General features: G+C 65.1%; 19 protein-coding genes. 16 read left to right on the top strand and 3 right to left on the bottom strand.

Annotation, left to right across the window (positions count from 1 at the left end):
* Window positions 1-169 precede the first annotated feature (169 nt).
* Genes lepA through EYS42_RS04710 form a run of 11 tightly spaced genes read left to right on the top strand, consistent with a single transcriptional unit; the run spans window position 170 to window position 9,377 of the window.
* Window positions 170-1,978: a translation elongation factor 4 gene (gene lepA, locus EYS42_RS04760; RefSeq protein ID WP_130966720.1), complete on the top strand. Its 1,809-nt coding sequence runs from the start codon at window positions 170-172 to the stop codon at window positions 1,976-1,978.
* Window positions 1,978-2,958 carry a signal peptidase I gene (gene lepB, locus EYS42_RS04755; RefSeq protein WP_130966719.1) on the top strand — a complete coding sequence of 327 codons (981 nt, stop codon included), beginning with the start codon at window positions 1,978-1,980 and terminating at the stop codon, window positions 2,956-2,958. The genes lepA and lepB overlap by 1 nt, the downstream gene beginning before the upstream one ends.
* Window positions 2,959-2,969: 11 nt before the next feature.
* Window positions 2,970-3,344, top strand: a complete 375-nt coding sequence (locus EYS42_RS04750; protein ID WP_130966718.1) for a DUF4845 domain-containing protein — start codon at window positions 2,970-2,972, stop codon at window positions 3,342-3,344.
* Window positions 3,341-4,045 carry a ribonuclease III gene (gene rnc / locus EYS42_RS04745; protein WP_130966717.1) on the top strand — a complete coding sequence of 235 codons (705 nt, stop codon included), beginning with the start codon at window positions 3,341-3,343 and terminating at the stop codon, window positions 4,043-4,045. Before EYS42_RS04750 ends, rnc begins: the two co-directional genes overlap by 4 nt.
* 58 nt (window positions 4,046-4,103) lie before the next feature.
* On the top strand, window positions 4,104-5,141 hold the full coding sequence (gene era, locus EYS42_RS04740) for a GTPase Era (protein WP_425358866.1): 1,038 nt from the start codon (window positions 4,104-4,106) through the stop codon (window positions 5,139-5,141).
* Window positions 5,142-5,150: 9 nt separating this feature from the next.
* The gene (recO, locus tag EYS42_RS04735) at window positions 5,151-5,933 is read left to right on the top strand and encodes a DNA repair protein RecO (RefSeq protein ID WP_130966716.1); all 783 of its coding nucleotides are present in this window, start codon (window positions 5,151-5,153) and stop codon (window positions 5,931-5,933) included.
* Window positions 5,930-6,751 (top strand): pyridoxine 5'-phosphate synthase, encoded by an 822-nt coding sequence (locus EYS42_RS04730; protein WP_130966715.1) that lies wholly within the window; start codon window positions 5,930-5,932, stop codon window positions 6,749-6,751. The genes recO and EYS42_RS04730 overlap by 4 nt, the downstream gene beginning before the upstream one ends.
* On the top strand, window positions 6,748-7,140 hold the full coding sequence (acpS, locus tag EYS42_RS04725) for a holo-ACP synthase (protein ID WP_130966714.1): 393 nt from the start codon (window positions 6,748-6,750) through the stop codon (window positions 7,138-7,140). Before EYS42_RS04730 ends, acpS begins: the two co-directional genes overlap by 4 nt.
* Before the next feature lie 5 nt (window positions 7,141-7,145).
* Window positions 7,146-8,294: a beta-N-acetylhexosaminidase gene (gene nagZ, locus EYS42_RS04720; RefSeq protein ID WP_130966713.1), complete on the top strand. Its 1,149-nt coding sequence runs from the start codon at window positions 7,146-7,148 to the stop codon at window positions 8,292-8,294.
* A gap of 13 nt (window positions 8,295-8,307) precedes the next feature.
* Window positions 8,308-8,778: a hypothetical protein gene (locus EYS42_RS04715; protein WP_130966712.1), complete on the top strand. Its 471-nt coding sequence runs from the start codon at window positions 8,308-8,310 to the stop codon at window positions 8,776-8,778.
* 59 nt (window positions 8,779-8,837) lie between these two features.
* Entirely contained in the window at window positions 8,838-9,377 is a 540-nt protein-coding gene (locus EYS42_RS04710) for a hypothetical protein (RefSeq protein WP_245503507.1), read from the top strand.
* A 92-nt stretch (window positions 9,378-9,469) separates the two neighbouring features.
* Here EYS42_RS04710 and EYS42_RS04705 read toward each other — a convergent pair whose 3' ends face one another.
* The gene (locus EYS42_RS04705) at window positions 9,470-12,403 is read right to left on the bottom strand and encodes an Rne/Rng family ribonuclease (protein WP_130966711.1); all 2,934 of its coding nucleotides are present in this window, start codon (window positions 12,401-12,403) and stop codon (window positions 9,470-9,472) included.
* A 762-nt stretch (window positions 12,404-13,165) separates the two neighbouring features.
* Here EYS42_RS04705 and EYS42_RS04700 point away from each other — a divergent pair.
* From EYS42_RS04700 to EYS42_RS04685, 4 genes are read left to right on the top strand one after another with little or no spacing between them, the layout of a single operon-like run.
* Window positions 13,166-14,146 (top strand): RluA family pseudouridine synthase, encoded by a 981-nt coding sequence (locus EYS42_RS04700; protein ID WP_342635513.1) that lies wholly within the window; start codon window positions 13,166-13,168, stop codon window positions 14,144-14,146.
* A gap of 22 nt (window positions 14,147-14,168) precedes the next feature.
* Window positions 14,169-14,837 (top strand): HAD-IA family hydrolase, encoded by a 669-nt coding sequence (locus EYS42_RS04695; protein WP_130966710.1) that lies wholly within the window; start codon window positions 14,169-14,171, stop codon window positions 14,835-14,837.
* Complete coding sequence (locus tag EYS42_RS04690) at window positions 14,830-15,207, top strand: Rieske (2Fe-2S) protein (RefSeq protein ID WP_130966709.1); 378 nt, start codon at window positions 14,830-14,832, stop codon at window positions 15,205-15,207. Before EYS42_RS04695 ends, EYS42_RS04690 begins: the two co-directional genes overlap by 8 nt.
* A gap of 21 nt (window positions 15,208-15,228) precedes the next feature.
* The gene (locus tag EYS42_RS04685) at window positions 15,229-16,173 is read left to right on the top strand and encodes a S49 family peptidase (protein WP_130966708.1); all 945 of its coding nucleotides are present in this window, start codon (window positions 15,229-15,231) and stop codon (window positions 16,171-16,173) included.
* Here EYS42_RS04685 and EYS42_RS04680 read toward each other — a convergent pair.
* Both EYS42_RS04680 and EYS42_RS04675 read right to left on the bottom strand, forming a co-directional pair.
* A complete protein-coding gene (locus EYS42_RS04680) occupies window positions 16,153-17,043 on the bottom strand; it encodes an HDOD domain-containing protein (RefSeq protein WP_130966707.1) in 891 nt (296 codons plus the stop codon). The genes EYS42_RS04685 and EYS42_RS04680 overlap by 21 nt on opposite strands.
* Before the next feature lie 65 nt (window positions 17,044-17,108).
* The gene (locus tag EYS42_RS04675) at window positions 17,109-17,687 is read right to left on the bottom strand and encodes a chalcone isomerase family protein (protein ID WP_130966706.1); all 579 of its coding nucleotides are present in this window, start codon (window positions 17,685-17,687) and stop codon (window positions 17,109-17,111) included.
* Window positions 17,688-17,938: 251 nt separating this feature from the next.
* Here EYS42_RS04675 and EYS42_RS04670 point away from each other — a divergent pair, with 251 nt between their 5' ends.
* Complete coding sequence (locus EYS42_RS04670) at window positions 17,939-18,706, top strand: type III pantothenate kinase (RefSeq protein ID WP_130966705.1); 768 nt, start codon at window positions 17,939-17,941, stop codon at window positions 18,704-18,706.
* Window positions 18,707-18,727: the final 21 nt, after the last annotated feature.

Below are 18,727 nucleotides of genomic sequence, written 5' to 3'. Positions count from 1 at the left end.
TTGTGGATAACTTGTTGACAACTTGTTTTCTGGTGGGTTCTGCCCAAGCCCTGTCACCCCTGAAACCGACTTGCTGGCAGATGCTTTTGGCTACAATGAAAGCCCAACAAGCAGTTGCCATACGTTTTTGTTGGAAGGCGCGTCTCTTTTTTGGACGTGCCTTTTTTTTATGAACCACATCCGCAATTTCTCGATCATTGCCCACATCGACCACGGAAAATCCACCCTGGCCGACCGCATCATTCAACGCTGTGGCGGCCTGAGTGACCGCGAGATGGAAGCCCAGGTGCTGGACTCGATGGACATCGAGAAAGAGCGCGGCATCACCATCAAGGCTCAGACCGCAGCCCTGGAGTACAAGGCGCGCGACGGCAAGGTCTACAACCTCAACCTGATCGACACCCCGGGTCACGTCGACTTCTCGTACGAAGTCTCGCGTTCGCTGTCGGCCTGTGAAGGTGCGCTGCTGGTGGTCGACGCCAGCCAGGGTGTGGAAGCGCAGACGGTGGCCAACTGCTACACCGCGCTCGACCTCGGCGTGGAAGTGATCCCGGTCCTCAACAAGATGGACCTGCCGCAGGCCGACCCTGACCGGGCCAAGGCCGAGATCGAAGATGTGATCGGCATTGACGCCACGGACGGCATTCCGTGTTCGGCCAAGACCGGCATGGGTGTGGAAGACATCCTCGAGGCCGTGGTGGCCAAGATGCCCCCGCCCAAGGGTGACCCTGAAGGCCCGCCGCGCGCCATGATCATCGACGCCTGGTTCGACAACTACGTGGGCGTGGTGATGCTGGTGCGCGTGGTTGACGGCGTGCTGCGCAGGGGTGAACGCATTCGCCTGATGGCCACCAACTCGGTGTACCCGATCGATCACCTGGGCGTGTTCTCGCCCAAGTCGGTGGACCGTCCGCAACTCAATGCGGGCGAAGTGGGCTTCGTGATCTGCGGCATCAAGGAACTGGCCGCGGCCAAGGTGGGCGACACCATCACGGTGGAAAAGAAGCTGCCCAACAACGCTGGGCCTGCCGAGCAGCCGCTGCCCGGCTTCAAGGAGATCCAGCCGCAGGTGTTCGCCGGCCTGTACCCCACAGAAGCCAGTGAATACGACCAGCTGCGCGACGCGCTGGAAAAGCTCAAGCTCAACGACAGCTCGCTGCGTTACGAGCCCGAGGTGTCGCAGGCTCTGGGCTTCGGCTTCCGTTGTGGTTTCCTGGGCCTGCTGCACATGGAGATCGTGCAGGAGCGCCTGGAGCGCGAGTTCGATCAGGACCTGATCACCACAGCGCCCAGCGTGGTCTATCAGGTCGAGCTGAACGGCGGTGAAGTCATCGAGGTGGAGAACCCCTCGAAGATGCCCGAGGTGGCCAAGATCAACGAGATCCGCGAGCCCATCGTCACCGTGCATCTGTACATGCCGCAAGATTACGTGGGTCCGGTCATGACCCTGGCCAACCAGAAGCGTGGCGTGCAGCTGAACATGGCTTATCACGGTCGCCAGGTCATGCTGACCTACGACATGCCGCTGGCCGAGATCGTGCTGGACTTCTTCGACAAGCTCAAGAGCGTGTCGCGCGGCTATGCCTCGATGGACTACGAGTTCAAGGAGTACCGCGCCTCTGACGTGGTCAAGGTCGACCTGATGATCAACGGGGATCGCGTCGATGCCCTGTCGATCATCGTGCACCGCGCGCAAAGTGCCTACCGTGGCCGCGCCGTGGCCGCCAAGATGCGCGAGCAGATCCCGCGCCAGATGTACGACGTGGCCATCCAGGCCGCCATTGGCGGCAACATCATTGCCCGCGAAAACATCAAGGCCTTGCGCAAGAACGTGCTGGCAAAATGCTACGGCGGCGACATCACCCGCAAGAAGAAACTGCTCGAAAAACAAAAGGCCGGTAAAAAGCGCATGAAGCAGGTGGGCTCTGTCGAAGTGCCCCAAGAAGCGTTCCTGGCCATCCTTCAAGTGGACGATTGATGAGTTTGATCACCGGTGTGTTGTACGCGGCGCTGCTCGCGTACCTGGGGGGCTGGTACATCGGCAAGTGGCAGGGCAATTTTGCCCTGGCGCTGTTCCTGATGACGGTCGTGACTTTTGTCTATTGGCTGGCTGAGCGCTACAAGTTTGCGCCGGCCCGCCGTGCCGCGGCCGACCGCCTGACGCAAGAGATGCAGGCTCGACGAGCCCAACTGGCGGCAAAGGGCATCAGCCAGGTCGATGGTGACTTGGCCAATATGGAAGCGGCCCGCCAGAATCTGCTGCAGCAGCCGTGGTGGCTGGACTGGACCGCCGGGTTGTTCCCGGTGATCTGCGCCGTGTTTTTCATGCGCTCGTTCCTCTTCGAGCCCTTCAAGATTCCTTCGGGCTCCATGATCCCCACCCTTCTGGTGGGTGACCTCATTCTGGTCAACAAATTCCACTATGGCATTCGCCTCCCTGTGATCAACAAGCTTGTCGTCGAGAACCACAAGCCAGAACGGGGAGACGTGGTTGTTTTCCGTTACCCGGTGGACACGCGCATTGATTACATCAAGCGTGTGGTGGCCGTTCCTGGTGACGAGGTGAGTTATCTGAACAAGAAACTGGCCATCAACGGGAAGGTGCTGGAGATGCAGCCCCTGCCCGAGTTTTACGACGAAGAGAGCATGGCCTACAGCCTGCAATTCGAAGAGAACCTCCTGGGGCGCAAGCACCGTATCCTGGTCGACAAGAATCGGCCCGGCTACATCCCTGAGCCGGCCATTGAGCCTTTCCCTTTCCGTGACCAGTGTCGTTACAGTGGCGAAGGGGTGGTGTGCAAAGTGCCCCCGGGTCATTTCTTTGCCATGGGTGACAACCGCGACAATTCGCAGGACAGTCGTTTTTGGGGTTTCGTGCCTGAAGAGAACATCGTCGGTCGGGCCTTCATGGTGTGGATGAATTTCGGCAACATCAAGCGCATCGGCTTCTTCCAGTGAGCGAGGGTGACATGAGCGTTCTGCAATCGAGTTCCAAGGTCCGTGCCCAGCGTGGCCTGTCCCTGGTGGGGCTGATGGCCTGGGCCTTCGTGATCGGATTTTTCGGCCTCATCGGCATCAAGGTGTTCCAACCCGTCGTGGAGTACAACACCATCCAGAGCATGGTCACCAAGGTGGCTCGCGACGGGGGCAACAGCGTTCCTGAGATCCGCTCGGCCTTCAGCAAGCTTCAGGCTGTCGAATATGGGGTGGAGTCCATCCAGGCACAAGACCTCGAGATCACCAAAGAAGACGAGCGCATCGTCGTGCGCTTTGCGTACGAAAAAGAAATCGAGCTGTTCGGCCCCGTGTCCCTGCTCCTCAAGTTCAAAGGTCAATCGAAGTGAGTGCCAGCGGCCAGGCCGCACCTGCCCCTGCCCTGATCGCGCTGCAGCAGCGCCTGGGCCATGTGTTTTCCGACCCCGCGCTGCTGCAGCGGGCGATCACCCACAAAAGCCACAGTGCCGATCAGAACGAGCGTCTTGAGTTCCTGGGCGATTCGGTGCTGAACCTGGCGGTTTCCGACCTGCTGTACCGACAGTTTGGGCAGCAGGATGAGGGCGACCTCACCCGGGTTCGGGCTCATCTGGTGCGCCAGGACACCCTGCACAAACTGGCCTTGCAGCTGGAATTGCCCCGTGTGATGCGCCTGGGTGACGGCGAGGCCAAAGGGGGGGGGGCCCAGCGGCCTTCCATCCTGGCCGATGCGGTCGAGGCCTTGATCGGCGCGCTTTACCTGGATGCAGGTTTTTTGCCTGCGCGCAGGTTCGTGTTCAGTCTGTTCGAGCCTCTGGTGGGGCAGACCACGGCCGAGGTCTGGCGCAAGGATGCCAAGACGGCCTTGCAGGAATGGCTGCAAGGGCGCAAGCTGGCATTGCCCAAGTACCGAATCGATGCCACCCGGGGCAAGGCCCACGAGCAGGTGTTCGTAGTTGTTTGTGACGTGCCGTCGGCCGGCTGGTCGGTGCGCGGCGAAGGCCCCACACGCCGTGCTGCTGAACAGGTGGCGGCGCAGCAAGCCCTCCAACGGCTGGAGCAGGGCGCTTGAAGCGCTTGTCTGTGGTCCATCCCTATTTCTTTTTCCGTCTTGCCGACGGCAGCCCGACATGAGCGACCAACCTTCTGACAACACCAACCCCGACCTCGACGCCATGCTGGCCAACCTGGCCATGGCCAAGAAGAGCGAGGGACAGGGCGAGGGGCAGGGCGCTGAGGCAACCGTGCCGGCCGATCAGCAGCGATGTGGCGCAGTGGCCATCGTGGGCCGCCCGAACGTGGGCAAGTCCACCCTGATGAACGCGCTGGTGGGCCAGAAGGTGTCGATCACCTCGGCCAAGGCCCAGACCACCCGCCACCGCATCACCGGCATCCGCACCGACGGCGACAGCCAGTTCGTGTTCGTCGACACGCCGGGCTTCCAGACCCGCCATGTGGCCCGCGGCACCTCGGCCCTGAACCGCAACCTCAACAAGACCGTGCAGGCCACCCTCGGCGATGTCGATGTGGTGCTGTTCCTGGTCGAAGCCGGCAAGTTCTCGGCCGACGACGAAAAAGTGCTGGCCCTGATGCCGGCCGGCAAGCCGGTGTTCCTGGTGGCCAACAAGCTCGACACCATCCACCGCCGCGCTGACCTGCTGCCCTGGCTGCAGACCATGCAGACCAGGCATGCCTTTGCCGAGTTCGTGCCCATGTCGTCGAACAAGGCCGACGACATCCGCCGCCTGGCTGACATCGTGCGCCCCTATCTGCCGCAGCAACCGTGGTGGTACGACGCCGAGGCACTGACCGATCGCACCGACCGCTTCCTGGCCAGCGAGATCATCCGGGAAAAGCTGTTCCGCCTCACGGGTGACGAACTGCCGTACACCAGCACGGTGGTCATCGACACCTACAGCGAAGAGCCTTCGCCGCGCCCCGGGGCATCGCCCATGGTGAAGGTGGCCGCATCCATCATCGTCGAGCGCGATTCGCACAAGGGCATCGTCATCGGCGACAAGGGCGAGCGCCTCAAGCGCATCGGCACCGAAGCCCGCACCGAGCTGGAGCGCCTGATGGGCACCAAGGTGTTCGTCGAAATCTGGGTGAAGGTGCGCTCCGGCTGGGCCGACGATGACACCCGCCTGCGCGCCTACGGCTACGAATAAGCCAGCCCTGTGAGCACGCGCTCGGTTCAACGGCCACCCACACTGGCCTATGTGCTGCACGCCCACGACTGGAGCGAGTCCAGCCTGATCGTCGACCTGTTCACGCGCGATTTCGGCCGGGTGTCGGCCGTGGCCAAAGGGGCCAAGCGGCCCCATTCGCAGCTGCGCCCGGTGCTGATGCCTTTCCACCAGATCGTGGTGGGCTTTGGTGCCAAGACGGGGCCCGAGGTCGAGGTGTGGCTGCTGCGCCTGGCCGAGTGGGGTGGCGGGCCGGCCTGGCCCGGTGGCGCGGCCTTGTTGCCGGCCTTCTATGCCAATGAAATTTTGATGCGGCTGCTGCCGCGCCACGACCAGCTCACGTTGTTGTGGGATGCCTACGCCCACCTGCTGCCTGCGCTGACCTACCCGGGCACCTTGCACGCTTCGTTGCGGGCCTTCGAGCTGATCCTGTTGCGTCAGCTGGGGCACTTGCCTGACCTGGCCCGGCACAGCGCGCGCAATACCGAACTCGACGACGACGTGCTGTACACCGTGCGCGCCGATGTGGGCGTGGCCGAAGCCGCGCACGACGAACCTGCCGTGGCCGGCTGGCTGCTCAAGCGCCTGGAGGCTGAACTGGCCCCCGTGTTTCTGCATGGCGCACCGTCGCCCATGCCCGAGGCCCTGTTGCAGGTGTGTGCACAGGGTTCGTCTGATCTGCGCACCTTGTTGCGGGCCGTCCTTCACTATCATGTGGGGCCACAGCCCCTGCGCACCCGCCAGCTGATGCTGGACATCACCCAAGCACCATGAGCCTGTCCCCCCTGCAATGGACCCATGCCCCCAGCGCGCTGCTGGGCGTGAACATCGACCACGTGGCCACCGTGCGCAACGCGCGGGGTGGTCTGTACCCCGACCCGGTGGCCCTGGCCCAGGTGGCTGTGGAAGCCGGTGCTGACATCATCACCTTCCACCTGCGCGAAGACCGCCGCCACATCAAGGACGTGGATGTCGAGCGCATGAAGGCCCACATCAAGGCGCCGCTGAATTTCGAGGCGGCCGTGACCGACGAAATGGTCGCCTTGATCGAGCGCATCCAGCCCGAGCACGTGTGCCTGGTGCCCGAGCGCCGCCAGGAAATCACCACCGAGGGCGGTCTGGACGTGCGCGGTCAACTGCCGCGCGTGAAAGATGCCTGCGCGCGCCTGGCCGCCGTGGGCAGCCGCGTGTCGCTGTTCATCGGTGCCGACCTGGACCAGATCGGTGCGGCGGCCGAGGCGGGCGCCCCCGTGATCGAGCTGCACACCGGCGCCCTGGCCAATGCCTGGTGGGCGCAAGACGAAGCGGCCGTGCAGGCCGAACTGGCCCGCCTGAAGGCTGGCATTGCCCACGCCCACAGCCTGGGCCTGCGCACCCATGCGGGCCACGGGCTGGCCCTGAGCGACACCGGCCCGGCCATGCCCTGGATGCCCCCGGCCCAGCGCACCAGCAGCACGGCCCTGGTGGCTGCCTTGCCCGAGCTGCAAGAGCTGCACATCGGCCACGCCCTGATCGGCCATGCCCTGATGGTGGGCCTGTCCAGGGCCATTGCCGACTTCAAGGCCGAGATCATCCGGAGCCGCCAGCCATGATCGTGGGCATCGGCACCGACCTGTGCGACATCCGCCGCATCCAGCAGACGCTGGACCGCAAGACGCTGCGATTCGCTGAAAAGGTGCTGGGTCCCAACGAGCTGCTGGTGTTCCAGCAGCGCCTGGCCAAGGTGCCTGCCCGTGGCGTGCGTTACCTGGCCACCCGATTCGCCGCCAAGGAGGCCTTTTCCAAGGCCATTGGCTTGGGCATGCGCATGCCCATGACGTGGCGGCGCTGCGAGATCCTCAACGCCCCCAGCGGGCGCCCTGAAATCCGTCTGCACGACGAGCTGGCCGACTGGTTCGCCCAGCACCAGTGGAAGGCCCATGTCACCGTGACCGACGAGGTCGATCACGCCCTGGCCTTCGTCGTGGTTGAAACCCTGTGAACACCATGTCCAAGAAGCCTTCTGCCGTCCAAACCGCTGCAAAGACCGCCGCCAAGCCTGCATCCAAGCCCACCCGTGACGCTGTGGCGCACGCCCCCGTGGTGCTCGACATCGAAGGCCTGAGCCTGAACGACGACGACCGCCGCCGGCTGCAGCACCCGCTCACGGGCGGCCTGATCCTGTTCGGGCGCAACTGGCAAAGCCGTGCCCAGGTGACAGCCCTGTGTGCCGAGATCAAGTCCATCCGCCCGGATGTGCTGATCAGCGTCGACCACGAAGGCGGCCGCGTGCAGCGTTTCCGCACCGATGGTTTCACGCACCTGCCGCCCATGCGCGCCCTGGGCGAGATGTGGATGAATGATGGCCGCAAGGCAGAAGGCACGGGGGCCATGCTGGCCATGGATGCCGCCAGTGCCTGTGGTTATGTGCTGGCCGCCGAACTGCGCGCCTGCGGTGTGGACATGAGCTTCACCCCGGTGCTCGACCTCGACTGGGGCCCCAGCGGCGTGATCGGTGACCGTGCCTTCCACGGCGACGCCCGGGTGGCGACCATGCTGGCCCGCGCCGTGATGCAGGGGCTGCTGCACGCTGGCATGGCCAACTGCGGCAAGCACTTCCCCGGCCATGGCTTTGTGGCCGCTGATTCGCACACCGAGATCCCGGTCGACAAGCGAAGCCTCAAGGCCATCCTGGCCGATGATGCCAAGCCTTACGAATGGCTCAGCACGGTGCTGACCAGCGTGATGCCCGCCCATGTGATCTACCCCAAGGTCGATGCGGCCCCGGCAGGCTTTTCCAAGAAATGGCTGCAGGACATCCTGCGGGCTCAACTGGGCTTCACGGGCGCCATCTTCAGCGACGACCTGTCGATGGAAGGCGCCAGCGTGGCTGGCAGCCACACCCAGGGTGCGATTGCAGCGCTGAACGCAGGCTGTGACCTGGTGCTGCTGTGCAACCAGTCGCTCAAGGGCGGCCAGGCCGTTGATGCCCTGCTCGATGGCCTGCAAGCCGCTCTGGCCCGCGGTGAATGGGAGGCCAGTGCCGACAGCGAAGCCCGCCGCCTCGACCTGCTGCCTCAGACTGCGCCCATGGCCTGGGACGAACTGATGGTGCACGGGCCCTACCTGCAGGCGCTGAGCAAGCTGCCGCGCTGAGAGGAGGGGGCTCATGCACCAACCTGCTGATTCGTCGCTGACCACCGGGGTGGAGCAGGCCCATGATCTGCCTGCGCCCCATGTGGCCGACCAACGCCCCGTGCACGAAAGCGTGCTGTCTGCGCCCCTGATGGAAACGTGGTTACCCGGCCAGCCAGGTGCTGCGGCCTGGGTGCGCCAGCATGGTGACCGCCTGGTGGCCGTGCGCGTGCGCATCGACCCGCGCAGCGGGCAGCGCTACACCACGGTCGAGCTGCTGGCCGAGCACCCCGATGAGCCGCTGGCTGCGGCGGTGCAGCGTCCGGAGCCACCCGCCAGCGGTGCGGGGGCCGATGACCTGGTCTCCTTGAAGGTGGGCCTGGCCGAGCGCCAGATGCACCGCAAGCTCAAGGCGGCGGGTGCCACCTACGACGAAGGCACCCGGGTGTGGCGTCTGCGACGCAGTCAGGCCATCGCTTTGGGCTTGCAAGGTCGTATCCTGTGAAGCCAGGGCGTGTGCTGCACCGTGCGGCGTGTGCCTCGTCTGAAACCTCGGGAGAACTGATGAAAACCACCCTGCGCATGGCCCGCCATGCCCTGCTGGTGCTGGCGGTGGCCAGCCTGGCGGCATGTGCCAGCCGCGACCAGAAAAGTGTGACAGACGCGGCCACCGCGCCGTTGAGTGACCTGAACCTGCTCAAGGCGGAGATCCCTGCCCCTCTGATCAAGGCCCAGCAAGGGCCGTATGCCGCCCCTGTCACCTCCGATTGCCCTGGCTTGACTGCCGAGTTGCAGGCACTCAATGAAGTCCTGGGGCCTGACTACGATGCCCCGCCTGGGGCTGAAGAGAGCCTGCTTGACAAAGGCACTGCAGAGGCCAAGAAGGCCGCGGTGGGGGCGCTGCGCAACACCACCGAGGGCATCGTGCCCTTCCGTGGGTGGGTTCGCAAGCTCAGCGGCGCCGAGCGTCATTCGCGCAAGGTGCAGGCAGCCATCACTGCAGGCACGGCCCGACGTGCGTTCCTGAAGGGCATGCGATTCCAGATGGCTTGTCCTGCGGTGCAGGACGCGTCACTGGTGCCAGAGGTCGCCGCGCGGCCCTGAGACTCAGCGCCCGCGGCAGCCAATCCGCAGCCCATGAAAAAAGCCCGGTGCATGCACCGGGCTTTTTCGTGGTCACAGAAGACCAAGGCCGGTCAGGCGGCGCTCTCTTCGAACGGCAGCTTGATCTGGCTGAGGTCCTTGCGGGTCTCGACCAGAATCAGCGGGCCATCGTCCACCACCACCATCGGCTTGCGTTCACGCGGCACATGCACCGGCTTGGGCTCAGCGGCAATCGCTTCCTGCACCGCCCGCACCTTGTCTGCGTCCGAGTTCACCCATTCCAGTCCTGCGCTCTGGGCCAGCTGGCTCAGGGTTTCCAGGTTCAGGGTGTAGGCCTCGACCACGGGAGCGGCAGCGGCAGCGGGTGCCTCTGGGGCCTGCACCAGCGGCGCAGCGATCGGCGCCGCATCGGCGGCGGCCGGCGTGACATCCGCCTGAACTGTCGGTTCGCTTGAAGGCGCCAGGCTGAACGGTCCGGTGTCGTCGGTGCCCGACGGCAGCGCCAGCGACAGGCCGGCTTCAGCGGCTTCGCCGGCATCAGCGCCATCACCTTCAGTGCGCTCACGGCGTTCGCCGCGGCGGTATCGGTCACGGCTGCGACGACGGCGGCCACCGTCTTCGCCTTCGGCGTCCGGGGCAGAACCTTCCGCACCCTCCGAGGCGTTGTCGGTCGAAGTGTTCAGCTCGGTGCCGTTGTTTGTACCGTTCTCTGCGCCGTCCTGTGCCTCGCTGCCCTCGCCTCCGCGGCCACGACCACCACGACGACGGCGACGGCCATTTTCACGAGCCTCTGCTGCGGCTTCATCGGCGCTGGCAACTGGCACCTCCACGCCTTCGGCGTTCACCAGCGTGTTCACGCGGGTGTCCAGTGCTTCACTGCTCAGGCCCTCGGCCTGGGCTTCGCGCGGACCCCGTTCACGGCGGCGGCGGTTGCCGTCACGGGCCTGGCCTTCGGCGCGGGTCTCGGTGCCGGCCTGGTCGCCACGCTCTTCACGCGGACCACGGCGGTTGCGGCTGCCGCGCTCTTCGCGGGTTTCGCCTTCGGCGCTGGCCGGGCGGTCGGCGCGCTCTTCGCGGCTGCGGCGGTTGCCACCTTCGCTGCGTTCGCCACGCTCACCGCGGCGGCCTTCTCGGTTGCCGTCGCGGCCACCCTGGCGCTGGCCGTCACGGCGGCCACGGCCACCGCTCTTGCCTTCGCTGTCGGTGTCGGCGGCAGGGGCTGCCACAGGGGCGGCCACCGGTGCCGGTGCGGGTGCGGGTGCGGCCACGAAGGGCTCAGGCGCGCTGAACAAGCGCTTGACCCAGCCGAAGAAGCCGCCGTTGCGGGCGGGGGCCACCGGGGCAGGCGCCACCGGTGTCGGCGCCACGGCCACAGGGGCCGGCGCCGGAGCGGGTTCAGGCTTGGGCGGTGCCACGGGCGCCGGCTGGTCGGGCAGCACGCCCTTGATCACCGGCTCCTGCTTGGGCTTGGCGCTCTTTTCACGGCGGGTGATGCCCACGTCTTCCTCGACGTCTTCCACCATGGCGTAGCTGGCCTGGATGTTTTCCAGGCGCGGGTCGTCATGGCGCAGGCGCTCCAGCTTGTAGTTGGGCGTTTCGAGGTGGCGGTTGGGCACCAGCAGCACGGTCACGCGCTGCTTGAGTTCGATCTTGGTGATCTCGGTGCGCTTTTCGTTCAGCAGGAAAGAGGTCACTTCCACCGGCACCTGCACGTGCACGGCGGCGGTGTTGTCCTTCATCGATTCTTCTTGAATGATGCGCAGGATCTGCAGCGCCGACGACTCGGTGTCGCGGATGTGGCCGGTGCCGTTGCAACGCGGGCAGGTGATGTGGCTGCCTTCGCTCAGCGCAGGGCGCAGGCGTTGACGCGACATTTCCAGCAGGCCGAACTTGCTGATGGTGCTGAACTGCACGCGGGCACGGTCGAAGCGCAGGGCGTCACGCAGGCGCTGCTCGACTTCGCGGCGGTTCTTGCTCTCTTCCATGTCGATGAAGTCGACCACGATCAGACCACCCAGGTCGCGCAGGCGCATCTGGCGGGCGATTTCGTCGGCCGCTTCCAGGTTGGTGCGGAAGGCGGTTTCCTCGATGTCACCGCCACGGGTGGCGCGCGCCGAGTTCACGTCCACGGCCACCAGGGCTTCGGTGTGGTCGATCACGATGGCGCCGCCCGAAGGCAGGTTCACGGTGCGGCTGAAGGCCGTTTCGATCTGGTGCTCGATCTGGAAGCGCGAGAACAGTGCCGCGTCATCGCGGTAACGCTTCACACGGTTGGCCGTCTCGGGCATGACGTGCAGCATGAACTGCTTGGCCTGCTCGTAGATGTCGTCCGTGTCGATCAGGATCTCGCCGATGTCGGAGGTGAAGTAATCGCGGATGGCGCGGATCACCAGCGACGATTCCTGATAGATCAGGAAGGCGCCCTTGCCCTCGCGGGAGGCTTCGTCGATGGCCGTCCACAGCTTGAGCATGTAGTTCAGGTCCCACTGCAGCTCGGCGGCGGTGCGACCGATGCCGGCGGTGCGGGCGATCAGGCTCATCCCCTTGGGGTATTCGAGCTGATCCATGGCTTCTTTGAGCTCTTCGCGGTCGTCGCCTTCGATGCGACGGCTCACGCCACCCCCGCGGGGGTTGTTGGGCATCAGCACCAGGTAACGGCCGGCCAGCGAGACGAAGGTGGTCAGGGCAGCGCCCTTGTTGCCGCGCTCTTCCTTCTCGACCTGCACCAGCAGCGACTGGCCTTCCTTGATCACGTCCTGGATCTTGGCCGAGCGAACTTCCACGCCTTCCTTGAAGTACTGGCGGGAGATTTCCTTGAACGGCAGGAAGCCGTGGCGTTCTTCGCCGTAATCGACGAAACAGGCCTCGAGCGAGGGCTCGACCCGGGTGACCACGGCCTTGTAGATGTTGCCCTTGCGCTGTTCGCGCCCTTCGATTTCGGTCTCGAAGTCGAGCAGTTTCTGTCCGTCAACAATGGCCAGGCGCCGTTCTTCGGGCTGCGTGGCGTTGATCAGCATGCGCTTCATGTGCACTCCAGTGACACAACGAGGCCTGCCCGGGATGGCGCCGGGCGCAGCCTCATTCAATTGCCAGCCTTGCGGGCCGGCAACCCTTGTCATGCACGAATCAACACGAACGAACCGGTGAAGGAATTGCCTGGGCTGGAACTGGCGTGCTGGCGGTGAAGCGCAGGTCAGTGCAGCAGGGGCGCGTGCGCCAGCAGAGTGAACGCAGGCCCGCTCGCCCCACGGCCAAACGCCGCCCGGGGCGCAGAAGCACCACCGGAGGGTTGATCGGGCAGGGGGAGGGCGGGGGGCATGGGGCGTTTCACCACGGGAAGCGGCGACCACACTCGCTCACAGGCAAGCCCCACCGGGGTACGGCGGGCGGCCAGGCGAGGGGTATCAGCAGCGCTTGCCTTGAAAGGCCCCATCTTGCGTTCGACTGTTGACGCGGGTGCCAGCGTCTTGCCGGAGACCGGCGGGCTCGCTGGCGCCCAAAACCTTGTGTATGAGTTCGATCGATGTGTCATCTGACACCACCACCGGCGTCGCAAGACCGCACCTTGGGCGGGCTTCTCGACGGGGGCAGGGGTGCTGCATCACCATCTTTCACGTTGGCAGGCGCACCTGCCGCAGCCCGTTCTCATGGAGGCAACCGGCGACGTACCGAAGTTCTGAAAGGTACACTGTCCACCGGGCCTGGCCTGCATTGCAATTCATCAAATCACAACACAGCACTCGAACGTGGCCAAACCCATTATAGGCGCGAAAAAATCGTCTCAAGAAGTGAAACAGCCTGTGGCGTCGGTGCAATACGTGCGCATTGACGAGGGCAGCGACGGCCAGCGTCTGGACAACTTCCTCACCAAGATTCTCAAGGGGGCGCCCAAGCCCCTGGTGTACCGCATCATCCGCAGCGGCGAGGTGCGGGTGAACAAGGCCCGGGCCTCGGCCGACACGCGCCTGAGCCTTGGCGACGAGGTGCGTGTGCCCCCGGTGCGCCTGCCCGAGCCGCAAACCGAAGCCAGCAGCGTGCCGGCTCGCGAATTTCCGGTGTTGTTCGAAGACGACCATTTCCTGGCCATCAACAAGCCCGCCGGCGTGGCGGTGCATGGGGGCAGCGGGGTCAGCTTTGGCGTGATCGAACAATTGCGCCGCGCCCGCCCCCAGGCCAAGTTCCTGGAACTGGTGCACCGACTCGACAAGGAAACCTCGGGCGTGCTGCTGGTGGCCAAAAAGCGCAGTGCGCTGACCCGCCTGCAAGACTGCTTCCGCGAGCGCACCGCCCACAAGACCTACGCCGCGCTGGTGATCGGCGCCTGGCCGCGCAGCAAGAAGGTGGTCGATGTGGCGCTGCACAAATTCCTGACCGCCGAAGGCGAGCGTCGGGTGATGGCCGTTGCCGACCCCGACGAAGGCCGCCGCTCGATCAGCCTGGTGCATGTGGTGAACGATTTCGGTGATTTCAGCCTGCTCGACGTCACCATCAAGACCGGCCGAACCCACCAGATCCGTGTGCACCTGTGCCACGAAGGCCACCCCATCGTCGGTGACGAAAAATACGGAGATTTCGCCCTGAACAAGGCCATGGCCCGCGGGCAGCAGCTGCCCGGTGCCAAGTTCGACCGCATGTTCCTGCACGCCCGCTCGTTGCGCATTCCCCACCCGGCCACGGGTGAAGAAGTCAGCCTGCAAGCCCCTCTGCCTGCAGAATGTCAGGGCCTGGTGGATCATCTCCAGGCCCGCCAGGCCGCGTCTGGCGCCTGATGTCGTACCGCGAGGCCCTGCTGTGAGTGATTTCCGCCCCCGCCAGTTCGACCTGATCGTCTTCGATTGGGACGGCACCCTGTTCGATTCCACTGCCCTGATCGTGGGCTGCATCCAGAACGCCTGCCGCGACCTGGGCCTGCCGGTGCCCCCGAAAAGCGATGCTGCTTACGTGATCGGCCTGGGCCTGCACGACGCACTGGCCCACGTGGCACCCACCCTGGAGCCGGCCCGCGTGCCCGAACTGGGGCACCGTTACCGGCATCACTACTTCGCCAGCCAGCACATGCTGAGCCTGTTCGACGGCACCCTGCCCATGCTGGCCGACTTGCGCGCGCGCCAGCACTGGCTGGCCGTGGCCACCGGCAAGAGCCGCCAGGGCCTGGACGAGGCCTTGCAGCACGTGGAACTGCGCGGCATGTTTGATGGCACCCGAACGGCCGATGAAACCCGCTCCAAGCCCCACCCGCAGATGCTGCAGGAACTCATGCGTGAGTTCGGCGTCGACCCTGAGCGCACGCTCATGATCGGCGACACCACCCACGACCTGCAGCTGGCAGCCAACGCAGGCACGGCGTCGATCGCCGTCAGCTACGGTGCCCACGAGCCCGACGCCTTCGCCAGCTTCGACACCCGCCTGGTGGCCCATTCGGTGGCCGAGTTGCACCAGTGGTTGAAGGACCATGCCTGATCTGAACCTGGCGCCCCAGTTCCTGTGCGTGTCGGCCGATTTGCGCGAGCGCGAGGGCTCGGTGCTGTTCGAGGTGCTGGAATACGGGCGCACGGCCCCCGCTTTTGCGGTGCGCGCCAACCAGCAGGCTGTGGCCTACTTGAACCGCTGCGCCCACGTGCCCACCGAACTCGACTGGCAACCCGGCGAGTTCTGGGACCATGAGCAAAAGTTCATCATCTGTTCGGTGCATGGCGCCTTGTACGAGCCTGCCCATGGCCAGTGTCTGATGGGGCCCTGCACCGGCAAGCGCCTGGTGTCCGTGCCGCTGAAAGAAGAGGGTGGTCAGGTGTTCTGGCTGCCTTCCGACCGTTTCCAACCTGTGTTCTGACCTCACCGAAGCCTCTGTGCCATGAGCCTGGAAGACCCCACCCCCGCAGCCCAGCAGCAGCTGATCGCTGAGTTCGCCCGTGCCTACCTCGCTGAGCAGAAGCGCCAGGCCCGCTGGCGCTGGTTCTGGCGTGTGCTGTTCGCGGGGCTGCTGCTGTCCAGCCTGTGGGCCACGCACCAGTCCATGCCTTCGGCCACGGCGCCGGTCACCCCCCACACGGCCCTGGTCGAAGTGCGCGGTGAGATCGCCACCGAATCGGAGGCCAACGCCGATGGGCTCAACGCTGCGCTGGTCAGCGCCTTCGAAGACGAGGGCGCCAAAGCCGTCGTCATCCGGCTGAATTCTCCGGGCGGCAGCCCGGTGCAGGCGGGCCTGATCCATGACGAGATCCGGCGGCTGAAGGCCAAGCACAAGAAGAAGGTGTATGCCGTGTGCGAGGAAATGTGCGCCTCGGCGGCCTTCTACATCGCGGTGGCCGCTGACGAGATCTGGGTGGACAAGGCCTCGGTGGTGGGCTCCATCGGTGTGCTGATGGACGGCTTCGGCTTCAACTCGGTCATGGACAAGCTCGGCGTGGAACGCCGCCTCATGACGGCTGGCGCCAACAAGGGCATGCTCGACCCGTTCTCGCCGCGCAACGAGCAGCAGGAGGCCTATGCCCAGGCCATGCTGGACCAGATCCACCAGCAGTTCATCAAGGTGGTGCGAGAAGGCCGTGGCAAGCGTCTCAAGGAAAACGAAGACACGTTCTCTGGCCTGTTCTGGAATGGCGAGCAGGCCGTTCAGTTGGGCCTGGCCGACCACCTGGGCAGCCTCGACAAGATTGCCCGCGATGTGATCAAGGCCGAAGACGTGATCGATTACACGGTCAAGGAAAACCTGGCCGAACGCCTGGCCAAGCGTTTTGGTGCCTCGATTGGCGCTGGCGCCGTTCAGGCCATGCGCTCAGCCGTCACCCTGCGCTGAGGTCTCACCGCCGTGGGCCAGGCCCAGGCTGAGGTCAGTGTCCTGCACCTTGCGCAAAGCCGCCTGGTTTGACAGGTTCAACAGGCGGGCGATGTCCTGGATGTCGTCCGGCAGCGCTGCCTGCGCGTTCGGGGTGAGCCAGCCATACTGGGTATGCCGAGCCAGCCTCATCGCCAGCATCACGGTGCGCACCCTCGGGTGCTCGGCGTGCCGGTCGTCGGTCACTTCGATCAGCAGGCCGGGCAGGTGCCACTGGCGCATGAGGGCCTGTGACAGGTCGCTCAGGTTCACGTTCAACATGGCTTGCTGCACATCACCCGAGCGCAGCGTGTGGTCAGCGGCCAGCTGGCGCTCGACCTGCAGCATCAGTCGGGGCGCATGGCACCACATCATCAGTTCGGCCACATCGTGCAGCAAAGTGGCCTGGTAGATGATTTCGGCGTCTTCATCTTGCCGGTGCAAGGCCCAGTGGTAAGCGTGGTGGGCTGCGCGGCGAGCCCTCATCAAGGTGCGCTGCAGTCCCTCCAGGGCCTCGGGGTGCTCGGTCAAGTGGGTTTGCAGCCCTTGCAAGTCGGCAAAAGCCCTGAAGAACGGTGCGATGCCCAGCATCACCAGGGCGCCGGTCAGGGTTTCGGGGGGCTCTGCGCCTTTTCGAGTGCACAGGCGCGACACATGCACCAGCACCCGCAGGGTCATCAGGGGGTCGCCGCCGATCGCCTGGGCCAGCGTGTGCGCATCGACATTGCCCCGGGCCTCTTCGGCCTCGGCCAGCAGGGCGATCTCGTCGATCGAATCCTGCATCACAGGCAGTTCAGCCTGAACCAGGTGGCGGCACCAGGCGTCGAGGTCGCGTAATGGCTGTTCGAGCATCGTGTCCGAGGCGGGGAGCCCAGGGGGCGATGCCTGAATTGTCGGCCGCTCGGGCCTGAACTGAATCAGGGTTGACCCAGCAAGGCCGACTTCAGCTCTTCATCGACAGGTTTGGGGCCCAGCCAGATGCGAAGAAGGCTCTGGTAAAACCCTTCGCCTGCGATGTCAGCACCCATGCGTTGGCCGTTCAGGTAGATGCGCGTGCCGATACCCGGGACCAGATCGATCCGCACGCGGCTGCCTTTGGGGGCCTGCTTCATGCCCAGCATCATGGTTTCGAGCTGCTCCAGTTGCACCTTGTAGCGCTGCTGCTCGGCCTCTGGGTTGTTGGCGCGGTAGCCATTGACGAGCGCGTCGACAAATTCGTCAGCCGTCAGGTTGCGCAGCAGCACCGCCTGCACGCTCTTGGCGCCGGGGGTTTGCAGCACGCCTTGGGCGGTGCTTTGCTTGCTGGGCAGGTAGAGGCTGGCCGCATAGATGTCGAACACCACCTTCACACGCACGCCGGCACCATTGATGGTGAGGTGCTGCTGTGCCACCTCTTCCGTGTCGGGAAACTGCACGCCGCGCACGTTCACCGCGGCCAGGGCCTGCCCTGCGCACAGGCCTGCGATCAGCCAGGCCATCATGGGTTTGATTGTCATGGTTCTTTTGGGGTCAGTGTTAACCCTAATTTAACCCAAGTCAGGCACTGGGGCAATCCGTTGTGTCGGGCCCACCTCACACCGTGCGTGCACCCGAGCGGCGGAGTTGCGACCAAAAAAAAGAGAGGGGGCTGTCGAGCCCCTGTCGGGCGCAGGCACAATGTCCACGACCTGTCGACACAAGGCAGGCAAGCCGCCAACATCCGGGCCTGCGCAGCCAGTGGAGACGCAGTCCGAACTTCATTGCATTCATGACGTTCCTGGTCATCGACATCGGCAACTCTCGCCTCAAGTGGGGGTTGTTCGATCGCGTCGCGCCAGAAGCCACCTTGCTGGATCACGGCGCGGTGGTGCTGGAAGACATCGACAGCCTGTTCGAGACGGCCTGGCGCCATCACCCGCAACCGCAAGGCATGCTGGGGTGTGTGGTGGCCGGTGACGCCATCAAACGACGGGTGGAAGAGCAGCTGGCTCGCTGGGGGCAACGGCCTCGCTGGCTTGTCTCCAGTGTCGAGGCTGGCGGCGTTGTCAACGGCTACGACCACCCGCAGCGCCTGGGTGCTGACCGTTGGGCCGCCCTCGTGGGCGCTCGTCAGCATGCGCGCCGTCAGTCAGCGCCGGCCCTGGTCATCATGGTGGGCACGGCCGTGACCATCGACGCACTCGACCCTGAGGGCAAGTTCCTCGGTGGCTCGATCATGCCGGGCTTCGGCCTGATGCTGCGGGCGCTGGAAACCGGCACCGCCGGCCTGAAAGTGCCCATGGGTGAGGCCTGCGACTTTCCCACCAACACCAGCGACGCACTCACCAGCGGCGGCACGGACGCCATCGCCGGGGCCATCGAACGCAATTTCAGGCGCCTGGCCTCGCGCACGGGCTGCCAGCCGCTGCTGCTGATGAGTGGTGGCGCGGCCCCCAAGCTCATGCACCTGGCCGAAGACCTGCCTGTGCAGGTGATCGACCACCTCATCTTTGAGGGGCTGCTGGTGTTGGCCCACGAGCAGAAACTGGGCGCCTGATCGGTTGGGGCTTCGGCCCCA

The sequence above is a fragment of the Aquabacterium lacunae genome (assembly GCF_004310865.1).
Classification (GTDB): Bacteria; Pseudomonadota; Gammaproteobacteria; order Burkholderiales; family Burkholderiaceae_C; genus Aquabacterium; species Aquabacterium lacunae.
The sequence above is the reverse complement of the archived record's forward strand: the minus strand, read 5'-3'. Positions and strand labels throughout refer to the sequence as shown.